The 19,402-nt window shown below is 39.3% G+C and carries 16 protein-coding genes; 14 read left to right on the top strand and 2 right to left on the bottom strand.

Annotated features, from left to right (window positions below; all coding sequences use genetic code 11):
* Positions 1-130 precede the first annotated feature (130 nt).
* The 14 genes from miaB (at position 131) to J2S74_RS04785 (ending at position 17,322) form a co-directional block, all read left to right on the top strand.
* Complete coding sequence (gene miaB, locus J2S74_RS04850; RefSeq protein WP_307322551.1) at positions 131-1,675, top strand: tRNA (N6-isopentenyl adenosine(37)-C2)-methylthiotransferase MiaB; 1,545 nt, start codon at positions 131-133, stop codon at positions 1,673-1,675.
* Between the two features lie 2 nt (positions 1,676-1,677).
* Positions 1,678-2,109, top strand: a complete 432-nt coding sequence (locus J2S74_RS04845; protein ID WP_307322549.1) for a YlbF/YmcA family competence regulator — start codon at positions 1,678-1,680, stop codon at positions 2,107-2,109.
* A 417-nt stretch (positions 2,110-2,526) separates the two neighbouring features.
* Positions 2,527-3,099, top strand: coding sequence for an outer spore coat protein CotE (locus tag J2S74_RS04840; protein ID WP_307322546.1), 573 nt, complete (start codon positions 2,527-2,529; stop codon positions 3,097-3,099).
* A gap of 351 nt (positions 3,100-3,450) precedes the next feature.
* Entirely contained in the window at positions 3,451-4,518 is a 1,068-nt protein-coding gene (locus J2S74_RS04835; RefSeq protein ID WP_307322543.1) for a putative amidoligase domain-containing protein, read from the top strand.
* Between the two features lie 62 nt (positions 4,519-4,580).
* Complete coding sequence (gene mutS / locus J2S74_RS04830; protein ID WP_307322541.1) at positions 4,581-7,232, top strand: DNA mismatch repair protein MutS; 2,652 nt, start codon at positions 4,581-4,583, stop codon at positions 7,230-7,232.
* A gap of 13 nt (positions 7,233-7,245) precedes the next feature.
* A complete protein-coding gene (gene mutL, locus J2S74_RS04825; protein WP_307322539.1) occupies positions 7,246-9,195 on the top strand; it encodes a DNA mismatch repair endonuclease MutL in 1,950 nt (649 codons plus the stop codon).
* Between the two features lie 15 nt (positions 9,196-9,210).
* Positions 9,211-10,005 carry a class I SAM-dependent methyltransferase gene (locus tag J2S74_RS04820; RefSeq protein ID WP_307322536.1) on the top strand — a complete coding sequence of 265 codons (795 nt, stop codon included), beginning with the start codon at positions 9,211-9,213 and terminating at the stop codon, positions 10,003-10,005.
* Positions 10,005-10,928: a tRNA (adenosine(37)-N6)-dimethylallyltransferase MiaA gene (miaA, locus tag J2S74_RS04815; RefSeq protein WP_307322534.1), complete on the top strand. Its 924-nt coding sequence runs from the start codon at positions 10,005-10,007 to the stop codon at positions 10,926-10,928. Before J2S74_RS04820 ends, miaA begins: the two co-directional genes overlap by 1 nt.
* 46 nt (positions 10,929-10,974) lie before the next feature.
* On the top strand, positions 10,975-11,211 hold the full coding sequence (gene hfq, locus J2S74_RS04810; RefSeq protein WP_307322531.1) for an RNA chaperone Hfq: 237 nt from the start codon (positions 10,975-10,977) through the stop codon (positions 11,209-11,211).
* A gap of 524 nt (positions 11,212-11,735) precedes the next feature.
* Positions 11,736-12,692 carry a stage V sporulation protein K gene (spoVK, locus tag J2S74_RS04805; protein WP_307322528.1) on the top strand — a complete coding sequence of 319 codons (957 nt, stop codon included), beginning with the start codon at positions 11,736-11,738 and terminating at the stop codon, positions 12,690-12,692.
* Between the two features lie 16 nt (positions 12,693-12,708).
* Positions 12,709-14,001, top strand: coding sequence for a GTPase HflX (gene hflX / locus J2S74_RS04800; protein WP_307322525.1), 1,293 nt, complete (start codon positions 12,709-12,711; stop codon positions 13,999-14,001).
* The gene (locus J2S74_RS04795) at positions 13,991-15,256 is read left to right on the top strand and encodes a methionine gamma-lyase family protein (protein ID WP_307322522.1); all 1,266 of its coding nucleotides are present in this window, start codon (positions 13,991-13,993) and stop codon (positions 15,254-15,256) included. The genes hflX and J2S74_RS04795 overlap by 11 nt, the downstream gene beginning before the upstream one ends.
* A gap of 324 nt (positions 15,257-15,580) precedes the next feature.
* Positions 15,581-16,918, top strand: coding sequence for a type I glutamate--ammonia ligase (gene glnA, locus J2S74_RS04790; RefSeq protein WP_307322519.1), 1,338 nt, complete (start codon positions 15,581-15,583; stop codon positions 16,916-16,918).
* A gap of 128 nt (positions 16,919-17,046) precedes the next feature.
* Positions 17,047-17,322, top strand: coding sequence for a hypothetical protein (locus tag J2S74_RS04785; RefSeq protein WP_307322517.1), 276 nt, complete (start codon positions 17,047-17,049; stop codon positions 17,320-17,322).
* A gap of 257 nt (positions 17,323-17,579) precedes the next feature.
* Here the strand turns inward: J2S74_RS04785 and J2S74_RS04780 are convergent, their stop codons facing one another.
* Both J2S74_RS04780 and lexA read right to left on the bottom strand, forming a co-directional pair.
* Positions 17,580-18,365 carry a 3'-5' exonuclease gene (locus J2S74_RS04780; RefSeq protein WP_307322514.1) on the bottom strand — a complete coding sequence of 262 codons (786 nt, stop codon included), beginning with the start codon at positions 18,363-18,365 and terminating at the stop codon, positions 17,580-17,582.
* Positions 18,366-18,684: 319 nt separating this feature from the next.
* Entirely contained in the window at positions 18,685-19,308 is a 624-nt protein-coding gene (gene lexA, locus J2S74_RS04775; RefSeq protein WP_307322510.1) for a transcriptional repressor LexA, read from the bottom strand.
* Positions 19,309-19,402: the final 94 nt, after the last annotated feature.

Here is a 19,402-nt window from a genome sequence, read left to right as displayed (position 1 = left end):
TAATGATAAGTTGTATGTCAACAATACAAAGGTAGTTTCACATTACCAATTAAGGTAATAATAAAACTTTTTGTATTCGTTGAAATACAAAATTTTTCATAAAAAGCTAGAAAACGAAAGGAGCTTGGAAATGAACGAACAACAACGTAAACAGCAAACACAAGCAGCGGAGGGAACTTATTCTGCGGACAAAAAATCCGACCAGGGTAAAGACTTCTCTCAATATTTCCAAACAACGTATATTCCACCAGATTTAAAACAAGCAAAAAAGCGTGGGAAAGAGAATGTTGAAATCCACTATGATTTCGAGATTCCAGAAGATATGAGAGAGATTGGAAAAGGGAAGAAATTCCTTATTCGCACCTATGGCTGTCAAATGAACGAGCATGACTCTGAAAACATGGCTGGAATCCTATTAAATATGGGCTTCGAATCCACTACGGAAACAGAGGATGCAGATGTAATTCTATTAAACACATGTGCCATTCGTGAAAATGCGGAAAATAAAGTTTTCGGTGAGATTGGTAACTTAAAACCGTTGAAGCGTGAAAGACCGGAGCTTATTGTTGGCGTTTGCGGCTGTATGTCACAAGAGGAATCAGTAGTAAATAAAATCCTTCAGAAACACCAGCAAGTTGACCTTATTTTCGGTACGCACAATATTCACCGTTTACCTACTCTATTAAAGAATGCTATCTTTAATAAAGAGATGGTTGTTGAGGTTTGGTCTAAAGAGGGGGACATCATTGAGAACATGCCACGTGCCCGCAAAGGCCAAATTCAAGGTTGGGTAAACATTATGTACGGCTGTGATAAGTTCTGTACGTACTGTATCGTTCCTTATACTCGTGGTAAGGAAAGAAGCCGTCGTCCTGAGGATATCATTGAAGAGGTACGTCACCTTGCTCGAAATGGCTACAAGGAAATAACGCTACTTGGTCAAAACGTAAATGCTTATGGTAAAGATTTAGCGGATATGAACTACGGACTTGGTGATCTAATGGATGAAATTCGTAAAATAGATATACCTAGAGTTCGTTTCACCACTAGTCATCCAAAGGATTTTGACGATCATTTAATTGAAGTGTTAGCCAAAGGTGGAAACCTTGTAGAACATATCCACCTCCCAGTACAAAGTGGTAATAGCGATGTATTAAAGTTAATGGCAAGAAAATACACCCGTGAAGAGTATGTAACATTAGCTAATAAAATTAAAAAAGCAATTCCACATGCGTCATTTACAACGGATATTATCGTAGGATTCCCTAATGAAACAGAGGAGCAATTCCAAGATACACTATCCTTAGTGAAGGAAATGGAATACGACAGTGCCTATACGTATGTTTACTCTCCTCGTGAAGGAACTCCAGCTGCGAAAATGCGGGATAATGTTCCTCTAGAAGTGAAAAAAGATCGTTTACAACGATTAAATGCTGTAGTAAATGAAATTTCAGCAAAGAAAAATAAAGCATACGAAGGGCGTATTGTTGAGGTATTGGTTGAGGGAGAAAGTAAAAAGAACCCAAACGTATTAGCTGGTCGAACCAGAACGAACCGTCTCGTAAACTTTGAAGCACCGAAATCAAGCATTGGTCAAATTGTTCATGTAAAAATTACAGAAGCAAAATCATGGTCACTAAATGGTCATGTAGTAGAAACTGCCGAGGTGAAATAACAATGTCAAAGCAATACACAAAGCAACAAATTGTAGATCATGCAAAGGAACTTGCAAAAATGATCGCCGAAACGGAAGAAGTAGATTTCTTCAAGCGTGCAGAACTGCAAATCAATGAAAATTTACGAGTACAAGAAATTATTGCACAAATTAAATCCCTACAGAAGGAAGCAGTTAACCTTCAGCATTATCAAAAGCAGGAAGCACTAAAAGCAGTGGAAGAGAAAATTGATTCCTTGCAAGATGAGCTAGATGAAATTCCTTTAGTAAAAGAATTTAAGCAGTCACAAACGGATGTTAATCATCTTCTTCAATTAGTCAGCACTACCATATCTAATAATGTAACAAATGAAATTATTAAGTCCACTGGTGGAGATGTATTAAAAGGTACAACGACGAAGAGTCCTTTCGATGCCCACGGATGTGAACATTAATACTGTGAACATTAATACAATGGATGCTATAAGGTTTCTACCTTATGGCATCTTTTTTATTTTTAGAAATGACAAAAAGCTTTTAGAGTAGTTTAGATAGGAGTTTTTAATATAAAAAATAATTATTTATCACTTCTCAATCATGAACTTCATTATTGTTACATATACATAATTGAACTATTAGAATAATAGACATTTCTATGAAGTGATGTGCACTAGCAGCCTGGATTCATGCCCTTCGGTAAGAAAGGACCAATGAAAAAGGAACCATTTAGAAGAAAGCTTCATAGGTTGCAGTAGGCAGATAATTTAATTATCACATTGGTCATTTGTCTTGCATATCATGCAAGTGAAACCGTCTTGATTCCTAGGAATTTCGTTTGCTGCGCGCAATCAATTGTTTGAGGAGGGAAAAGCATGTCACCAGCAGACAGAGAGCTTAATTACAGAGAGATTATTACGAAAGCCGTGTGTGGAAAGGGAAGAAAGTTTTCGCAGGCAAGTCACGCAATAGCACCTGCAAACCAACCTACTAGTATTTTAGGATGTTGGATTATTAATCACAAATATGAGGCAGCAAAAAAAGGTGATGCTATCGAAGTACGTGGGAAGTACGATATTAATATCTGGTATTCCTACAGCAATAATACGAAGACAGACGTAGCCACTGAAACGGTTACGTATACAGATGTGGTACCTTTAGCCATGCAGGATAAAAACGTCCTGTCAGATCAATTAGAGGTAGTAGCAAGAGCGGTGCAGCAGCCTAATACGTTAGAAGCAACAATCGCCTCCAATGGAACAGACGTAAACGTACAAGTGGAAAGAGAATTCCTAGTGGAAGTAATCGGTGAAACGAAGGTTTGCGTTTACGTGAATCCAGATGGTGTAAGTGACGACTGGGACGACAAAGTTTGGGACTATGATGTGGCAGATGAAGACTTTGAAGACTTAGATCCAAACTTCCTCATGGGTGATTTAGAAGAATAATGCATTAGGAAGAAGATTTGTCTCTTCTTCCTTATTTCTTTTTATTAGGCCGTTTTCGTAAACTCTTTTTCTATTTTTGAAAAGCTTCGAGAAGCGGAAGGCGGCGACTCCAGCGGGAAAAGCAACGGCTGAAGACACCGCAGGGCGTTTTTCCCGAGGAGGCTGAAGTGTTGCCCGCGGAAAGCGTCCGCCTGTAGCTTATCCAAGCCTCTTTATATATAAAGAAAAACAATAGTGGTCTTTATACGACGAGTAATCGCAGGAGAAAATCTTTAGAATACAGCATTTATATAGAAATAGAACCCTTTTAATAGTAAGGGTTAATGAAGGCATAAAAAGGAGGGGAATGATATGGAAGAAATTTTAAGCGTACATAATATAAAAGTCACTAATGAAAATAACAATGCCTTTCAGCTAATTGTTCACGGAGAAGAATTTTTCCCACAACGGATACAAGTACAACTTCCTGGTGAACAATCCTTTTCTATGATAAGGAGAAAGGAGATTAATCGTTTTTATTTAGGACAAGAGTTGTTAGATTTAGCTATGATGTCTGCTTATTACTTGAATATTCCTGCCTTCACTTCCCATATACAGCGGCGAGGGAAAGAAATATCCGTTATTTCTGTTCATCACAGTTCGACTCCTTCTCCGTATATTGGAGATAACAATCCCTATAAGAATACTCAAAAACTATTAGGTGCAGATTTAGAGGTGATGGCTAGGAAGCGGATAAATGGCTCCTTTGTGGCAATTCCAGTGTCCGATGTATCCCAGGAGCAGATTGGAGTAGATCGTGCACTTTTGAGGAAAGGGAATAAGTTTTTCCAACCGATCATTGAATTAAGGGCGAGGCCACAAGAGACGGGATTAAAGTTACAGAGAGAATTCCTACGTTTAAAAAAGGCTTTAGAAAATCGCGCCGTAAAGAATCAGTTAAATATTGTTGCAGAAGAAAATCCTAAAGGAAGATTTCTCCTTGGGGGACACATTCATATTTCCAATGAACGTCCAAGTTATCGAAAAGTAGCATTATTGGATGCTTTAATAGCACTGCCCTTTAGCTGCAAATATGAACACACTAATCCCTCTCGTAGACAAAGCTTCGGACGCTTGGGAGCCGTACGTATCAATTCCTTTAATGGGTTCGAGTACCGCACATTACCAACCTGGTATAAATTTATAGACGATGGGGAGACCTTTTTTCGATGGTTGGAAATAGTTTTTTTAAACGAGAAAATTCCGTTCGTCACCATTCCTCCAGAAGCTATAAGAGCCTATTACAGTGAAGAAAAGAAAGTGTTACAAAGGGAAGTAATCAAAATATTTTCTGGAATTCAAGAATTTTTGACCCATAAAGAGAAAGAAGTCATGAAAAATTGGCTCCGTTGGCTGGATATTCCTTATACAATAGATTAGCAGATATGCTGTCGTATGTTATAATATTTTGTAGACTAAAAGTTAGTATTTGGAGGATTACCATGGCAGCAAAACAAACGCCAATGATGGAGCAATATTTAAAGATTAAGGCACAGTATGAGGATGCCTTTTTATTTTTTCGCTTAGGAGATTTTTACGAGTTATTTTTTGAAGATGCGAAGAAAGCAGCGAAAGAATTAGAGATTACATTAACGAGCAGAGGAAAGGGAGAAGAAAGTGAACGTATCCCTATGTGTGGTGTTCCCCACCACTCTGCGGAACAGTACATATCTCAATTGATAAAGAAAGGCTATAAAGTAGCTATTTGTGAACAAACGGAGGATCCTCAGCAAGCGAAGGGAGTTGTCCGCAGGGAAGTAGTTCAGGTAATTACACCTGGAACGGTGATGGAAGGAAATATTATTGAGGAAAAGGATAATAACTATCTATTATCTATTACCCCTTTTACAGAAGATAAATTTGGGTTAGCTGCAGTGGAAATGACAACGGGAGAATTTCTAGTTACGAATATTTCCGGTGGACTGGAGGATCTTATCCACGAAGTAGCCCGCTTCCGGCCAAAGGAAGTAGTTGTCTCTTCTTCCTTTCCCAATGAAGGACAGGCTATGCTGAAGGAAAGATTAGGAGCAGCCCTTTCCTTTGAGGATGAATTGGCTAACGATGGCCTAGTAAATAATTTAATAGAGGAGATTAAGGATAAGGAGCTTAAGAACACCTGTCTTCAATTAATTCAATATTTATTTAGGACGACGAAGAGGAGCTTAGATCACATCCAACGGGCATTCTATTATTTACCCAATGATTATATGGGGATTGATGTACATTCCCGTAGAAACCTTGAATTAATAGAAACCCTACGAGAGAAGAAAAAACAAGGGTCCTTGCTTTGGGTTTTGGATGAAACGGAAACTGCCATGGGTGGGAGACTGTTAAAACAATGGATTGAGCGTCCTCTTATTTCAAAAACGATGATTGAGAACCGTCACCAGCTAGTGGAGACTTTAATGGAAAGATTCTTTGAAAGGGAAGCCTTGAAGGAACAGCTTAATGGAGTATATGATTTGGAACGCCTTTCAGGGAAAGTAGCTTTCGGTAATGTGAATGCTAGAGACATGCTTCAGTTGAAGAGATCCCTGCAGGAAGTTCCACGAATTTTTGACACGGTAAAGGAATTAGGAAACGAATTTGCCTTGAAACTTATTGAGGGTGTGGATGACTGCCATGAGCTTAAAGAATTACTGGAAAAAAGTATAAAAGAAGATCCCCCATTAACCATAACAGATGGTAATGTAATTAAAGACGGTTATCACCCTGAATTAGACAATTACAGAGATGCGATGCGTAACGGAAAAACGTGGATTGCCTCCCTTGAACAGAAGGAGAGACAAGAAACGGGGATAAAATCCTTGAAAATCGGCTTTAATAAGGTTTTTGGCTATTATATAGAGGTTACAAAGGCAAATATCCCTAATCTTCCAGAAGGTCGTTATGAAAGAAAGCAGACACTAGCCAATGCAGAACGGTATATTACGGAAGAACTGAAGGAAAAGGAAGCACTAATCTTAGAAGCAGAAGAGAAAAGCGGGAAGCTTGAATACGAGTTATTCATGGAAATTCGGGAGCAGGTAAAGGCGTTTATCCGTCCCCTCCAGCAACTAGCCAATGTTCTCAGCACTATCGATGTTCTTCAAGGATTCGCAGAGGTGGCCGAACGAAATCACTATGTAAAACCAGTTATTAAAGAAAACGGTGAAGTGAACATTGTGGACGGAAGACACCCTGTAGTGGAGCAGATGATTGACTCCGGAGATTATGTAGCCAATGATATTCAATTAAATGAAGGACGTGGGATGCTTCTTATTACTGGTCCTAATATGGCAGGTAAAAGCACGTACATGCGCCAGCTGGCATTGATTTCTATCATGGCACAGATTGGAGCCTTTGTTCCTGCAACGGAGGCAAGTCTTCCTATTTTTGATCAAATATTTACGAGAATAGGCGCTGCCGATGACCTTGCCCAAGGACAGAGTACCTTTATGGTGGAGATGCTAGAGACAAAGAATGCCGTAACCCGTGCAACGAAAAATAGTTTGATATTATTAGATGAAATCGGCAGGGGTACCTCTACGTATGATGGAATGGCATTAGCCCAATCTATCATGGAATATATTCATAATGAAATTGGTGCGAAAACCTTGTTTTCTACCCATTATCACGAATTAACCACATTAGAGGAGCAATTACCTTTACTAAAGAATGTGCACGTGTCAGCTGTGGAAGAGGATGGTAAGGTAGTTTTTCTCCATAAGGTTATTGACGGAGCAGCGGACAGAAGCTACGGGATCTATGTAGCGGAGCTGGCAGACCTGCCACAACAGCTCATTTCCCGTGCAAAAACGATTTTACATTATTTTGAACAGGGGACTCATCGAGAAGATCATTCAAGTCGTAATATAGACTCCGCTCATCAGGAGATTGTACAAGCCCGGGAGGAAGTTGCACCGTCCATCACAGAAATGCAGCTAAATCTATTTGGAGAAGAATTGTCTCCTAATAAAAAAGAGCTAGAAAAGCTGACAACGAAAGAAAAGCAAGTACTAGACAAACTTAAATCTCTCAATTTGCTTCATATTACACCAATAGAAGCAATACAAGTACTAGACGAACTACAACGCAAAATATTTAAAAAATAACGGGGTGCTATCTATGGGGAAAATCTTTCAATTAAGCGATCAGCTATCTAATAAAATAGCCGCCGGTGAAGTGGTAGAACGTCCTGCCTCTGTAGTGAAAGAGCTAGTAGAGAACGCCCTTGATGCAAACAGCAAGCATATTCGAGTGGATATTGAAGAAGGTGGCCTGTCTTTCATACGGATATTGGATGATGGAGATGGGATGGAAGAGGATGACGTGGAAACGGCCTTCAGTCGTCATGCAACCAGTAAAATCCGAGAGACCCAAGACTTATTTCGTATTGCAACATTAGGTTTTCGTGGTGAGGCACTACCGAGTATTGCATCTGTCAGTAAACTTACATTAAAAACTAGCAGTGGGGAAGGAAAAGGACATGAAATAAGGTTAGAAGGTGGCAGGATTACGCATAAGGGCTCCACCTCTGCCCGCAAAGGAACAGAAATAGTTGTTACGGACTTGTTTTATAATACCCCAGCACGTCTTAAATACTTAAAGACGATTCATACAGAACTGGGGCATATCTCTGATGTAATTAACAGAATGGCCCTTGCCCACCCAAATGTGGCTTTCCACCTGACACACAATGATAAAACGTTGTTAAAAACAGCAGGGAATGGGGATATATTACGGGTAATAACGGCCATTTACGGTTCATCTATTGGAAAAAATATGCTACCTGTGGAAGGGGAATCATTAGATTTTAAAGTGAGGGGCTATATTGCGAAACCGGAGGTAACCCGTTCCAATAGATCCTACATGTCTACTATTATTAACGGCCGGAATATTCGAAATTATGCTTTAGTGAGAGCAATACAAGAGGGCTACCATACCCTCCTTCCTATTGGGAAACATCCCATTGTCATCCTTCATATAGAAATGGATCCAATCCTGATCGATGTGAACGTTCACCCATCAAAATTGGAAGTTCGTTTAAGTAAAGAACAAGCATTACAGGAATTAGTAACAGAAGCTATTAAAAAAGTGTTTCAAAAGACAAGATTTATACCAGAGGTGAATAACACTAGAAAGGAAAGGCCGAAATCGGAACAGCTTACATTCACCTTAGAGCATGAACTAGAATCCAAGACTTCCTTCGGGCAACCTGACCGACAGGCCTTGAAAACACCCAAACATGAAGACTCATTACGTAATGAGGATAGTGGAGTGGCACTCCCATTCACTACCTCCCAAACATCTACGTCTGCTACTGTTGATACGGAAGATAGGCAGGAAGATAGGAATCTCCAACTCAATAAGGCAGTAGAGTATGAAGGGGCTTCACTTGTAGAAGAACAGGCTGCTGTATTGGATACTCCAATAGAGGAGCTCCCATCTACAAAAACAGCCTCAATCATCAAAACGGATGACAACATTGATAAAGATCTTCCCACTCTTTATCCCATTGGACAGTTACATGGGACGTATATTTTGGCCCAAAATGACCAAGGATTATTTATCATCGACCAACATGCAGCACAGGAACGTATTAAGTATGAATATTTCCGAGAAAAAGTAGCTGATGTAGACCACACCCTTCAGGATTTATTAGTACCTCTCACCTTTGAAGTGACACAAGGGGAAGAAGAACGAATAAAGGAAAGGGGACACCTTCTAAAGGAAATAGGTATTGAACTAGAGCCATTTGGAACGAGAACCTACCTAGTCCGTTCCCATCCAACATGGTTTCCAAAGGGACAGGAAAAGGATCTAATCGAAGAAATGATGGAACAAATAAAGGATAAAGATAGTATAGATATAGGCAAACTAAGGGAAGAAGCGGCAATTTTAATGTCCTGTAAAGCAGCCATTAAGGCAAATAGATATTTAACAAAGGATGAAATGTTTCGCCTCTTAGAAACGTTACGGACTTGTGAAGAGCCTTACACATGTCCACACGGCAGACCTGTCATCATTCATTATTCTACGTATGAGATGGAACGAATGTTTAAAAGAATTATGTGATGAGGAAGGAATAAGATGAAAGATGTAATAGTAACCACATCTGGACGCCCTAATGACTCCATCATTCGTGAGGCCGAAAAGATTGCAAAAGAGTTGAACATCCCTTATAAGTCAAGAAATAAACAATCGGTGGATGGTATGATCGCTAAGCACAAAGCTTCTGTTATCGTTGTTGGGAAGGAGCGAATTACTGCCCAAGCCCTGCAAGAGCAGGATCCCTTTTTCTTCCATCCCAATGCGGCCATGTTTCGGGCAAAGCGATGGATGAAAACAAAGGAAGATCCCCTCGTCCAAGCGTGTAATTTAAAGGAAGGGGATAGCTTTCTTGATGCCACAATGGGCCTTGCTTCTGATGCTATCATAGCAAGCTTAGCTACAGGCCCTAATGGAGAGGTAATAGGGATAGAAGAATCAGAAATGATTGCTTTTATAGTAAAGAGTGGGTTATCTAACTATGAAAGCAATGTTTCTGAAATCGATGAAGCATTAAGGCGAATTCGGGTATACTCCCATTCCAATCTAGAGTGGCTAAGAAAGGCCGAGACAGATTCTATGGACGTCGTTTATTTCGACCCAATGTTTGAAGAAGAAGTCTCAGGGTCTAATGGATTTGACCCGATGCGTCCTTTTACGGTAAAATCTTCCTTTACAGAGGAGGTTTTGGAGGAAGCGAAAAGAGTGGCGAAGAAACGTGTCGTATTAAAGGACCATTTCAGAAGCGACCGCTTTCAAAAATTTGGCTTTTCAGTTCAAGTACGCCCTTCGGCAACCTATCATTTTGGTACTATTGAAATGGAAGGATCTAACTAATGATGACAAATTTAGTTGTAATTGTTGGACCTACCGCTGTAGGTAAAACAGAAACAGGAATTACGTTAGCAAAAAATCTAAATGGTGAAATTATCAGCGGAGACTCGATGCAGGTTTATCGCGGTATGGATATAGGTACTGCAAAGGTAACGGAAGAAGAAATGGAAGGGATTCCCCATTATCTTATTGATATTAAAGATCCACTGGAGTCCTTTTCCGTTGCAGAATTTCAGCAAAGGGCAAAAGAATACATACAAACGATCCACGACAAAAATAAACTTCCTCTCATAGTAGGCGGTACAGGCCTGTACGTAAATTCTGTCATATATGATTATGATTTTTCTAAATCAGAAGGAGATGAAGCATTCCGCGAAGAATTAGAAAACTATGCTAATCAATATGGTAATGAAGCTTTGCACGAAAAACTAAAGGAGATAGATCCTGTAAGCTATAAGGAACTTCATCCGAACAATGTTCGCCGGGTGATCCGCGCTTTAGAGGTATTCCATTTAACTGGAAAAACCATAGGTGAAAGACCACAGCAGCCAGTAACCTCACCTTATAACACCATCATTGTTGGATTAACGATGGAGCGGGAAAAACTTTACGAACGAATTAACCTAAGAGTAGATATGATGGTCAAAGAGGGACTTATTGAAGAAGCAGAGCGGTTATATAATCAAGGCATCCATGATTGTCAATCGGTTCAAGCAATTGGTTATAAGGAAATATACGAATATTTGCGAGGAGATGTCTCCAAAGAAGAGGCCATTGAAACATTAAAAAGAAATTCCAGAAGATATGCAAAGCGCCAATTAACATGGTTTCGAAATAAAATGGACATCACCTGGTTTGACATGACAAAGGATCGAAAAAAAAAGGTTAGAGAAATAAATCATTTTGTTGAAGGAAAGCTGTTTTAAATATCGAATATAGATAATAATGTGATAAGAGGGAGGCCTGCTGACGATGAAACAACAACCAGTAAATATCCAAGACCAATTTTTGAATCAGTTGAGAAAAGAGAATATTCCAGTAACAGTTTTCTTATTAAACGGATTCCAACTCCGTGGGTATGTAAAAAGCTTTGATAATTTTACCGTTATCTTAGATACAGATGGAAAGCAGCAATTAGTATATAAACACGCTATTTCCACCTTTTCTCCTCAACGAAATGTTCAACTGAATCAAGACAAAGACAGCTAAGCTGCAAAAGAAAGGTACTCTCAACCAAAGAGAGTACCTTTTTACATTGGTAGACCTCCATGGAAATGATAATTCCCACCATGGAAAATGAAAATTTTAATCTACGTTGGAATGAGCGGAGTTCCACGACACTCCTGCGGAAGAACGAGCAAGCCAAGACCACACAGGGCAAAGCCCGTGGGGGCTTGACAGGTCACCCACGGAAAGGGAGCGGGCCGTAGCAAATGAACTCATGATTTGTTTTTCAGGGTAAAAGTCGATGCAAGTGAATTTGCACCAAGGAATATAAGATATATCAACCCACTTTTCCTAGCTTTAAAAAACAATAAAGTTTGCGAAAATAGCCTTGCTTAATACTTCTTTTCCAACTTCTCTGAATATGGTCCGAGCCCTTGTAAATAAGTATTATAAGAGGGGTATTATTATATAAGAATTTCGTGGGCATTTGTCACGAGTTCGATTCATTTGCGTATAGTAGTTGTGAGTAAATAATTTCCACTATACAATAGAGGATGGTGACCTCGTTGGAACAGGCAGCAAGAATGAGAAAAAAAGGACAAATCAATGTTGTACTAAAAAAAACATCAGAGCAGGAAGCTCTCCTCTCCCATAACGAATCGGACATGTTAACAAAGCCCGAGCATAGGGCATATAAGCAAATACAAAAAGAGCTAGATGAGTTTATTGGGCTTTCTAATATTAAACAATTTATGAAAGAAATCTATGCTTGGCTTTATTTAAATCAAAAACGTCAGGAAGAAGGATTAAAAGCCGGCAAACAAGTATTGCATATGGTGTTTAAAGGGAATCCTGGTACTGGTAAAACAACAGTTGCAAGATTAATTGCGAAACTTTTCAAAGATATGGGGGTATTAGAAAAAGGCCATCTAATTGAAGCAGAGAGAGCAGATCTTGTTGGAGAGTATATAGGACATACAGCTCAAAAGACGAGAGAACTTGTGCAAAAATCCCTTGGTGGGATATTATTTGTAGATGAAGCTTATTCATTAGCCAGGGGTGGGGAAAAGGACTTTGGTAAAGAAGCAATTGATACATTAGTAAAAGCAATGGAGGATCAGCAGCATTCGTTTGTTTTGATCTTAGCTGGTTATCCTAAAGAAATGGAAAGGTTCTTAAAACTTAATCCAGGTCTTCCATCTCGATTTCCCATGAAGGTAACCTTTCCTAACTACTCGATCAATGAATTAATCAGAATGGCACATAAGATGGCTAAGGAAAGGGATTATCGATTAGATGCGAGGGCAGAGGCAACTTTACAGGATCTGTTAAAGTATACGAAGGAAAAGCAGGAGGCCCATTTCAGTAACGGTAGATTTATCCGTAATTTATTAGAGCGTTCCATTAGAGCACAAGCTGTAAGACTACTAGAAGAAGGAAATTATGATACGGAAGATCTAATGACCATTAAAGGTGTAGATTTATCACATGCCTTTTATCATACGGATCTTTCCTTGGAATAGGGGGAGCAACAAACTCATGAACGAACACAGCAACATCCAGGAAGAAAAAGTACTCCTCGTTGGACTTAAGACTCCTCATATTAATGAGGAGGATTTTCTTTATCGCATGGAGGAACTGGAGGCATTAACGAAAACAGCCGGCGGTGTCGTGGTGATGGAAATGACCCAAAATCGGCAAAAACCAGATTCCGCCACTTATATCGGACGTGGAAAGGTGGAAGAGTTAGAAGCGGTTATTGAGGAGAAGGAAGTGGAGCTCGTTATTTTCAATGATGAGCTTTCCCCATCTCAGCTTCGCAATTTATCTAATCAATTAGACATTAAAATAATTGACCGTACCCAGTTGATTTTAGATATATTTGCTAGAAGGGCCCAATCTAGAGAAGGTAAGTTGCAAGTAGAACTGGCTCAGTTGAATTATTTACTTCCTCGCCTACGAGGTCAAGGTCTCGCCCTTTCCCGTTTAGGGGGCGGGATTGGAACACGGGGACCAGGAGAAACACAACTAGAAGTGGATCAAAGACATATCCGTTCCAGAATGGCAGATATTCGGGAACAATTGGAGCAAGTAGTTTCCCATAGGGAACGATACCGTAGCCGCAGAAAGAAAAATCAGGCCTTTCAAATTGCCCTTGTAGGATATACAAATGCTGGGAAGTCCACTTTGCTCCATAAATTGTCCGAGGCCGAGGTGTATATGGAGGATCAGTTATTTGCCACATTAGATCCAACAACAAAGAAAATAAAGCTTCCTTCTGGTATGGAAGTGTTACTAACGGATACAGTTGGATTTATTCAGCAGCTACCAACGGCATTAATTGCCGCCTTCCGTTCTACCCTAGAGGAAGTAAAGGAAGCTAATTTAATTTTACATGTAGTTGATGCATCCAACCCTGATTATACGAATCATGAGAAGACGGTATACAAGCTGTTGGAAGACCTAGACGCCGAAAATATCCCGATCCTTACCGTTTATAATAAAAGAGATCTCCTTACAGACGATTTCTTTTCCTATTCAACAGGGGCATCTACCTTAATTAGTGCACACGACACTTCCGACCTGGACAAGCTTAAGAAAAAGGTGGAGTCCATTATGGAAGAGAACTTTTCCCCTTATGTTGTTCATATTGAAGCAGAGGAAGGGAAATGGCTGCACCGTCTACAAAAGGAGACCATTCAGACAGAGCAACAATTTGATGAAGAGAATGAATGTTATATTGTTCGCGGCTATGCTACTGCAGAATCAGCTATCTATCATGAAATGCAAACAAGAGAGAATAGAGGAGAAGTAGAAACAGATGAACGATGATAACGTAAATTTAGATCAGTTAGTATCACAGGTTGAACAGGAATTACAACCAGCTTTTTTTGAGCGAGGAAAACTTAGTGAAGCAAATCAACGGAAAGTATTAAAGGCATTTAAAGAACATCAAGTATCGGAGTACCATTTTCAAGCATCAACTGGATACGGTTATGATGATGTAGGACGTGAAACGTTAGAAAAGATTTATGCTCAAGTTTTCGGGGGAGAAAAGGCAATTGTAAGGCCCCAAATTGTATCCGGTACCCATGCCATAAGCACAGCCCTTTTCGGCTTACTTAGGCCGGGTGACGAGCTCCTGTACATTACTGGAAAGCCATATGATACTTTGGAAGAGGTTATTGGAATTCGCGGGGAAGTAAACGGGTCGTTAAAGGATTTTGGAATTACCTATCAATACACTCCATTGAAGGAAGGTCGTATGGATTACCCTGCTGTTCAACAAATGATCCATGAAAAAACGAAGGTAATTGGAATACAGCGTTCCAAAGGATATGATAACCGTCCTTCCTTTACGGTGGCTGAAATTGGTGAGATGGTACGTTTTATTAAAGAAATCAATGAAGATTTAATTGTATTTGTTGATAACTGCTATGGAGAATTTGTAGAGCTGCAGGAACCGGGAGATGTTGGTGTCGATGTGATGGCGGGATCATTAATTAAAAACCCTGGTGGCGGAATTGTTAAAACCGGTGGATACCTTGTAGGTAAGGACAAATACATTGAACAATGTGCTGCTAGATTAACAGCACCTGGCATCGGATTAAAGGGAGGAGCAACCTTATATAGTCTTCTAGAAATGTATCAAGGACTCTTCTTGGCTCCCCATGTGGTAAATCAAGCGGTTAAGGGTGCCATGTTCACTTCTAGGTTTTTATCAGAAATTGGCATGGAAACATCTCCAGTGTGGAATGCTACAAGAACAGATTTAATTCAGTCTGTATCCTTTCCAACAAAAGAAATAATGATTGCTTTTTGCCAAGCCATTCAAGGCTCATCTCCAGTTGATGCACATGTTATGCCTCATCCTAGCCCCATGCCTGGGTACGAGGATGCTGTCATTATGGCAGCAGGAACCTTTATTCAAGGGGCGAGCATTGAATTAACGGCAGATGGACCCATTCGTCCCCCATATACAGCTTATGTACAAGGTGGACTTACTTATGAACATGTAAAAATAGGTGTAGTGGATGCCATAAGATCCCTATTAGAAAAAGGGTTGTGGGAGATAAATAACATTTAATGGAATATAAAGTTATTTTTTTCCGAACAATAACTAATAAAATTTAAAATATTTTCGTCTTTCTGAAAACGCTGTAAAGCCTATTACCACAGTAGTTAGCAAATTTACATTGATGATGTCAGATAAATTACCATGTCAGATAATCTGACATCATTCAACACAAGTGATTCAATCTTCGTTACTATATACATAAGCCAAGAGGAACACGAGGAAAAAGGATTGTTAGAAAATTGAAACTCGTTGTTGCTGCATTGATGTTTTGATAGGGAACGTGGTAATTTTCTATTAATCTTCAATGGATTATTCACAAGGAGGAGAAAGTTAATGAGCAAATATTCTAAAGAAGACATTTTTAGTATGGCAAAAGAAGAAAATGTACGGTATATCCGTTTACAATTTACTGACCTGCTAGGAATTATTAAAAACGTGGAAATTCCAGTAGACCAACTTCCTAAAGCATTAGACAATTTAATGATGTTTGACGGATCTTCCATTGAAGGTTTTGTACGAATCGAAGAATCTGATATGTACTTATATCCGGATCTTGATACTTGGGTTATCTTCCCTTGGAACCAAGAAAAAGGAAAGGTTGCACGTTTAATCTGTGATGTTTACAATCCAGATGGTACGCCATTTGCTGGTGATCCACGTGGAGCATTGAAGAGAGTTTTAGAAGAAGCGAAAGCAATGGGCTTTACAGATTTCAATATTGGTCCAGAGCCTGAGTTCTTCCTTTTCAAAACAGATGAAAAAGGAGAACCAACTTTAGAATTAAACGACAAAGGTGGATACTTCGACTTAGCACCAGTTGACCTAGGGGAAAACTGCCGTCGTGATATCGTGCTTGAGCTAGAGGATATGGGCTTTGAAATTGAAGCATCTCATCATGAGGTAGCTCCAGGACAGCACGAAATTGACTTTAAATATGCGGATGCTGTAACTACTTGTGATAACATCCAAACATTTAAATTAGTTGTTAAAACAATTGCACATAAGCACGGATTACACGCTACATTCATGCCGAAGCCGTTATTCGGTGTAAACGGAAGCGGTATGCATGCTAACATGTCTTTATTCCGCGGTCCAAAGGACAATGCTTTCTTTGATGAAAATGCACCTGGTCAATTAAGTGAAACAGCATTACAATTCCTAGCAGGAATTTTAAAGCATGCCGCAGCATTCACTGCAATTGCTAACCCAACAGTAAACTCTTACAAGCGTTTAGTACCTGGATATGAAGCACCTTGTTATGTTGCTTGGTCCATGAGAAACCGTTCTCCATTAGTGAGAATTCCTTCTTCAAGAGGTCTAAGCACACGTGTTGAAGTTCGTAGTCCAGACCCAGCGGCAAACCCTTACCTTGCAATGGCAGCAATGCTTGCAGCTGGTTTAGATGGTATCCGCAACGAGTTAACTCCTCCTCCTGCAACAGATAGAAATATCTATGCAATGGACGAAGGGGAGCGTGCAGCAGAAGGAATTGATGCCCTACCATCTACTCTTAAAGAAGCTCTTGAGGCACTTAAGAAAAACGAAGTTATTACAAGCTCTTTAGGTGAGCACGTACTAGAACACTTCATCGAAGCGAAAGAAATCGAGTGGGATATGTTCCGTACGCAAGTGCACCCATGGGAGAGAGAGCAGTATATGACTAGCTACTAATAGTGAAAGAAAAGCCCCTGATACACTTCTCGTATCAGGGGCTTCTATGTTTTGGAAAAAAATTTAATAACCATAAATGACTTTATCCCTCATACAATTTAAATAACAATTAAAAAGGGGGAGGTTCAATGAGTCATTTTACTTTAGAGGAAACAAAACGAATATTGGAGAAAATTGATGATATCCAAAGGATTGCATCGGAAAATTATGAAGACAACAGTACGTTGATGGCTACAATTGATCACTTAGCTAGGGTTGCTGGAATGTTTGCTGATATTAAAATACAAGAGTTAGAAGGAGAAGTCAAAACTTCCAATCCTCAAGTATATATTCAAAATAAATTAGATATTGCCTATTCTAAAATGAGAAAATATGAAAATGATAAAAGTTACTATGGATTTTAAAAAAAAGCTACCCTGAAAATACGAATTTGGATGTCATTCGCTACGGTCTGTTGCTGCACCACTTCGTTTCCTCGTCACAACTCGTCGCAAAATGCTTTCACTCCCTTTCCGCGGGGCATCTGTCGAGCCTCCTCGAGCTTCGCTCTGAGGTGTCTCGGCTAAACCCTTCTTCCGCAGGAGTCTCGTTGACCTGCGCTCACTCCAAGGAGACTAAAATTTTCATTGTCCATGGTGGTCTTTGTTAAAGGATATTTTAGTCACCCTCTTTGTTTCCTTTTTATTTCGTTTTTGGAATGATAAGCAACCTTATTTAATACTCTTGCCAATTTCTGAATTTTTTTCTTTCGTTGCTTTAACATCATGCATTCTAAGCAGGCCCCCCTATTGGAGCGGCTTCTTCGTTTTGCTGGAAATTCCTTTGCATGTTTTATTTGACCGCATTTAGAACATTTACTATAAACAAAAACGGTGAATTTTGAAAATATACTAGCTTGGTTATTTTTCTCTAAAGTAATGTGTGGGTAATAAAGCATTAGAATCCTAGAAGTGTTGATAGCATCATCGATAGCGCTGTGCTGATTTCCTTTTACAGTTAGACCCGCAAGCTTTAAACTATTAGTCAATGAAATTTGCTGTTTCACCTGGATCATTTCCCCAAACTTTTCTTGGAGATCATTATAGTTTTGAATCCAATTTAAGTTGAACCTTTGGGAAAAAGCATAATTCCGAATAAGTATGTGTAGATCAGACTCACTCCATGTGCATAAGTAATGTGGCTCATTTCCAATCCATCGAACAAATTCATTCATGGCACGATTTAATTTTTTGGCATGTTTGAAATCATCCTTTGTAGCCTTTATAAATTCCCGATCCCCTTTTCTCACATATAAAGTAGGGGGTAGAACATAGCATTGGAAGCTAGAGTGATATTTAAACTGGTTTCCCGCTTTAATAAGCTTAACAGCCCCAATTTCTATAATGTGCTGCATAGGATTTCTTTTCGTTTGTCTTGTAGTTTCCAAGTCTAAAACAATCACGTTCATGAATTAACACCCGCACTTTTAATTTATAACTCTTAAAAAAATTATAACAGAGATTTTTCAAGTTACGGGGAATCAATTTCTTTTATTTCAGGAAAATAAGGAAGTCCTAGATTGACACAAGGCACTGCCTCAAGGGTTAATTCATAAAAGGGAAATTAATTTTTCTATTGTGTGTTTTTTGGTCATGCTATTAGCAGCGTTAATGTTCTTCAGCTCTATTGCAGTTTTAATCTAATCATTTTACAAATGTAATGCAACACTAAAAAAGACACGTTTTCATCTCCCTTTCCGTAAGCTTGAAAATGTGTCTCTCTTATGGTTAATGAATGGTTCGGAAGACTCCGATGACTTTTCCTAATATAGATACATTTTTTAAAAGGATAGGCTCCAATGTTGAATTCTCCGGCTGCAATCTTATATAATCCTTTTCTTTGAAGAAACGTTTTACGGTGGCTTCATCTTCCTCTGTCATTGCCACAACGATATCTCCGTTGTTTGCTGTTTTCTGTTGTTTTACAACTACATAGTCTCCATCGAATATTCCAGCCTCTATCATAGAGTCCCCAGAAATCTCTAAAATAAATGAGTTTTCGTCATGGGCAAATTGTGCAGGTAATGGGATATATTCTTCAACGTTTTCAATAGCAGTAATAGGTTGTCCTGCTGTAACCTTCCCGATAATTGGCACATAAATAGAAGGTGTCTCTGTTACATTCCTGCTGTCTTCGTTTTGCCCTATTACCTCAATTGCCCGGGGTTTTGTAGGATCCCTCCGGATGTATCCCTTTTTTTCCAATCGTGCTAAGTGACCATGTACAGTAGAACTGGAAGCAAGCCCTACAGCTTCCCCTATTTCCCTAACGGAAGGGGGGTAACCCTTTACACGAACCTCTTCCTTTATAAATTTAAGTATATCTTGCTGTCGTTGCGAAAGATCTGTCATTATTTCCCACCTCTAATTTGTTGTATTTGCTATGTCAAACTTTCGTGAATTGAAAATATGTAGAATCTTCTAATCTTACAGGAACATTATACCA

This window comes from Evansella vedderi, from assembly GCF_030813435.1.
Classification (GTDB): domain Bacteria; phylum Bacillota; class Bacilli; order Bacillales; family Salisediminibacteriaceae; genus Evansella; species Evansella vedderi.
Note: the sequence above shows the minus strand (reverse complement) of the source record. Positions and strands in the feature narration are given on the sequence as shown.

Coding starts and splice junctions, on each gene's coding strand:
- miaA (WP_307322534.1), top strand. CDS start 10,005: ATGATGACAAATTTAGTTGTAATTGTTGGACCTACCGCTGTAGGTAAA.
- hflX (WP_307322525.1), top strand. CDS start 12,709: ATGAACGAACACAGCAACATCCAGGAAGAAAAAGTACTCCTCGTTGGA.
- J2S74_RS04840 (WP_307322546.1), top strand. CDS start 2,527: ATGTCACCAGCAGACAGAGAGCTTAATTACAGAGAGATTATTACGAAA.
- J2S74_RS04785 (WP_307322517.1), top strand. CDS start 17,047: ATGAGTCATTTTACTTTAGAGGAAACAAAACGAATATTGGAGAAAATT.
- hfq (WP_307322531.1), top strand. CDS start 10,975: ATGAAACAACAACCAGTAAATATCCAAGACCAATTTTTGAATCAGTTG.
- J2S74_RS04845 (WP_307322549.1), top strand. CDS start 1,678: ATGTCAAAGCAATACACAAAGCAACAAATTGTAGATCATGCAAAGGAA.
- mutS (WP_307322541.1), top strand. CDS start 4,581: ATGGCAGCAAAACAAACGCCAATGATGGAGCAATATTTAAAGATTAAG.
- J2S74_RS04780 (WP_307322514.1), bottom strand. CDS start 18,365: ATGAACGTGATTGTTTTAGACTTGGAAACTACAAGACAAACGAAAAGA.
- glnA (WP_307322519.1), top strand. CDS start 15,581: ATGAGCAAATATTCTAAAGAAGACATTTTTAGTATGGCAAAAGAAGAA.
- mutL (WP_307322539.1), top strand. CDS start 7,246: ATGGGGAAAATCTTTCAATTAAGCGATCAGCTATCTAATAAAATAGCC.
- J2S74_RS04835 (WP_307322543.1), top strand. CDS start 3,451: ATGGAAGAAATTTTAAGCGTACATAATATAAAAGTCACTAATGAAAAT.
- J2S74_RS04795 (WP_307322522.1), top strand. CDS start 13,991: ATGAACGATGATAACGTAAATTTAGATCAGTTAGTATCACAGGTTGAA.
- lexA (WP_307322510.1), bottom strand. CDS start 19,308: ATGACAGATCTTTCGCAACGACAGCAAGATATACTTAAATTTATAAAG.
- J2S74_RS04820 (WP_307322536.1), top strand. CDS start 9,211: ATGAAAGATGTAATAGTAACCACATCTGGACGCCCTAATGACTCCATC.
- miaB (WP_307322551.1), top strand. CDS start 131: ATGAACGAACAACAACGTAAACAGCAAACACAAGCAGCGGAGGGAACT.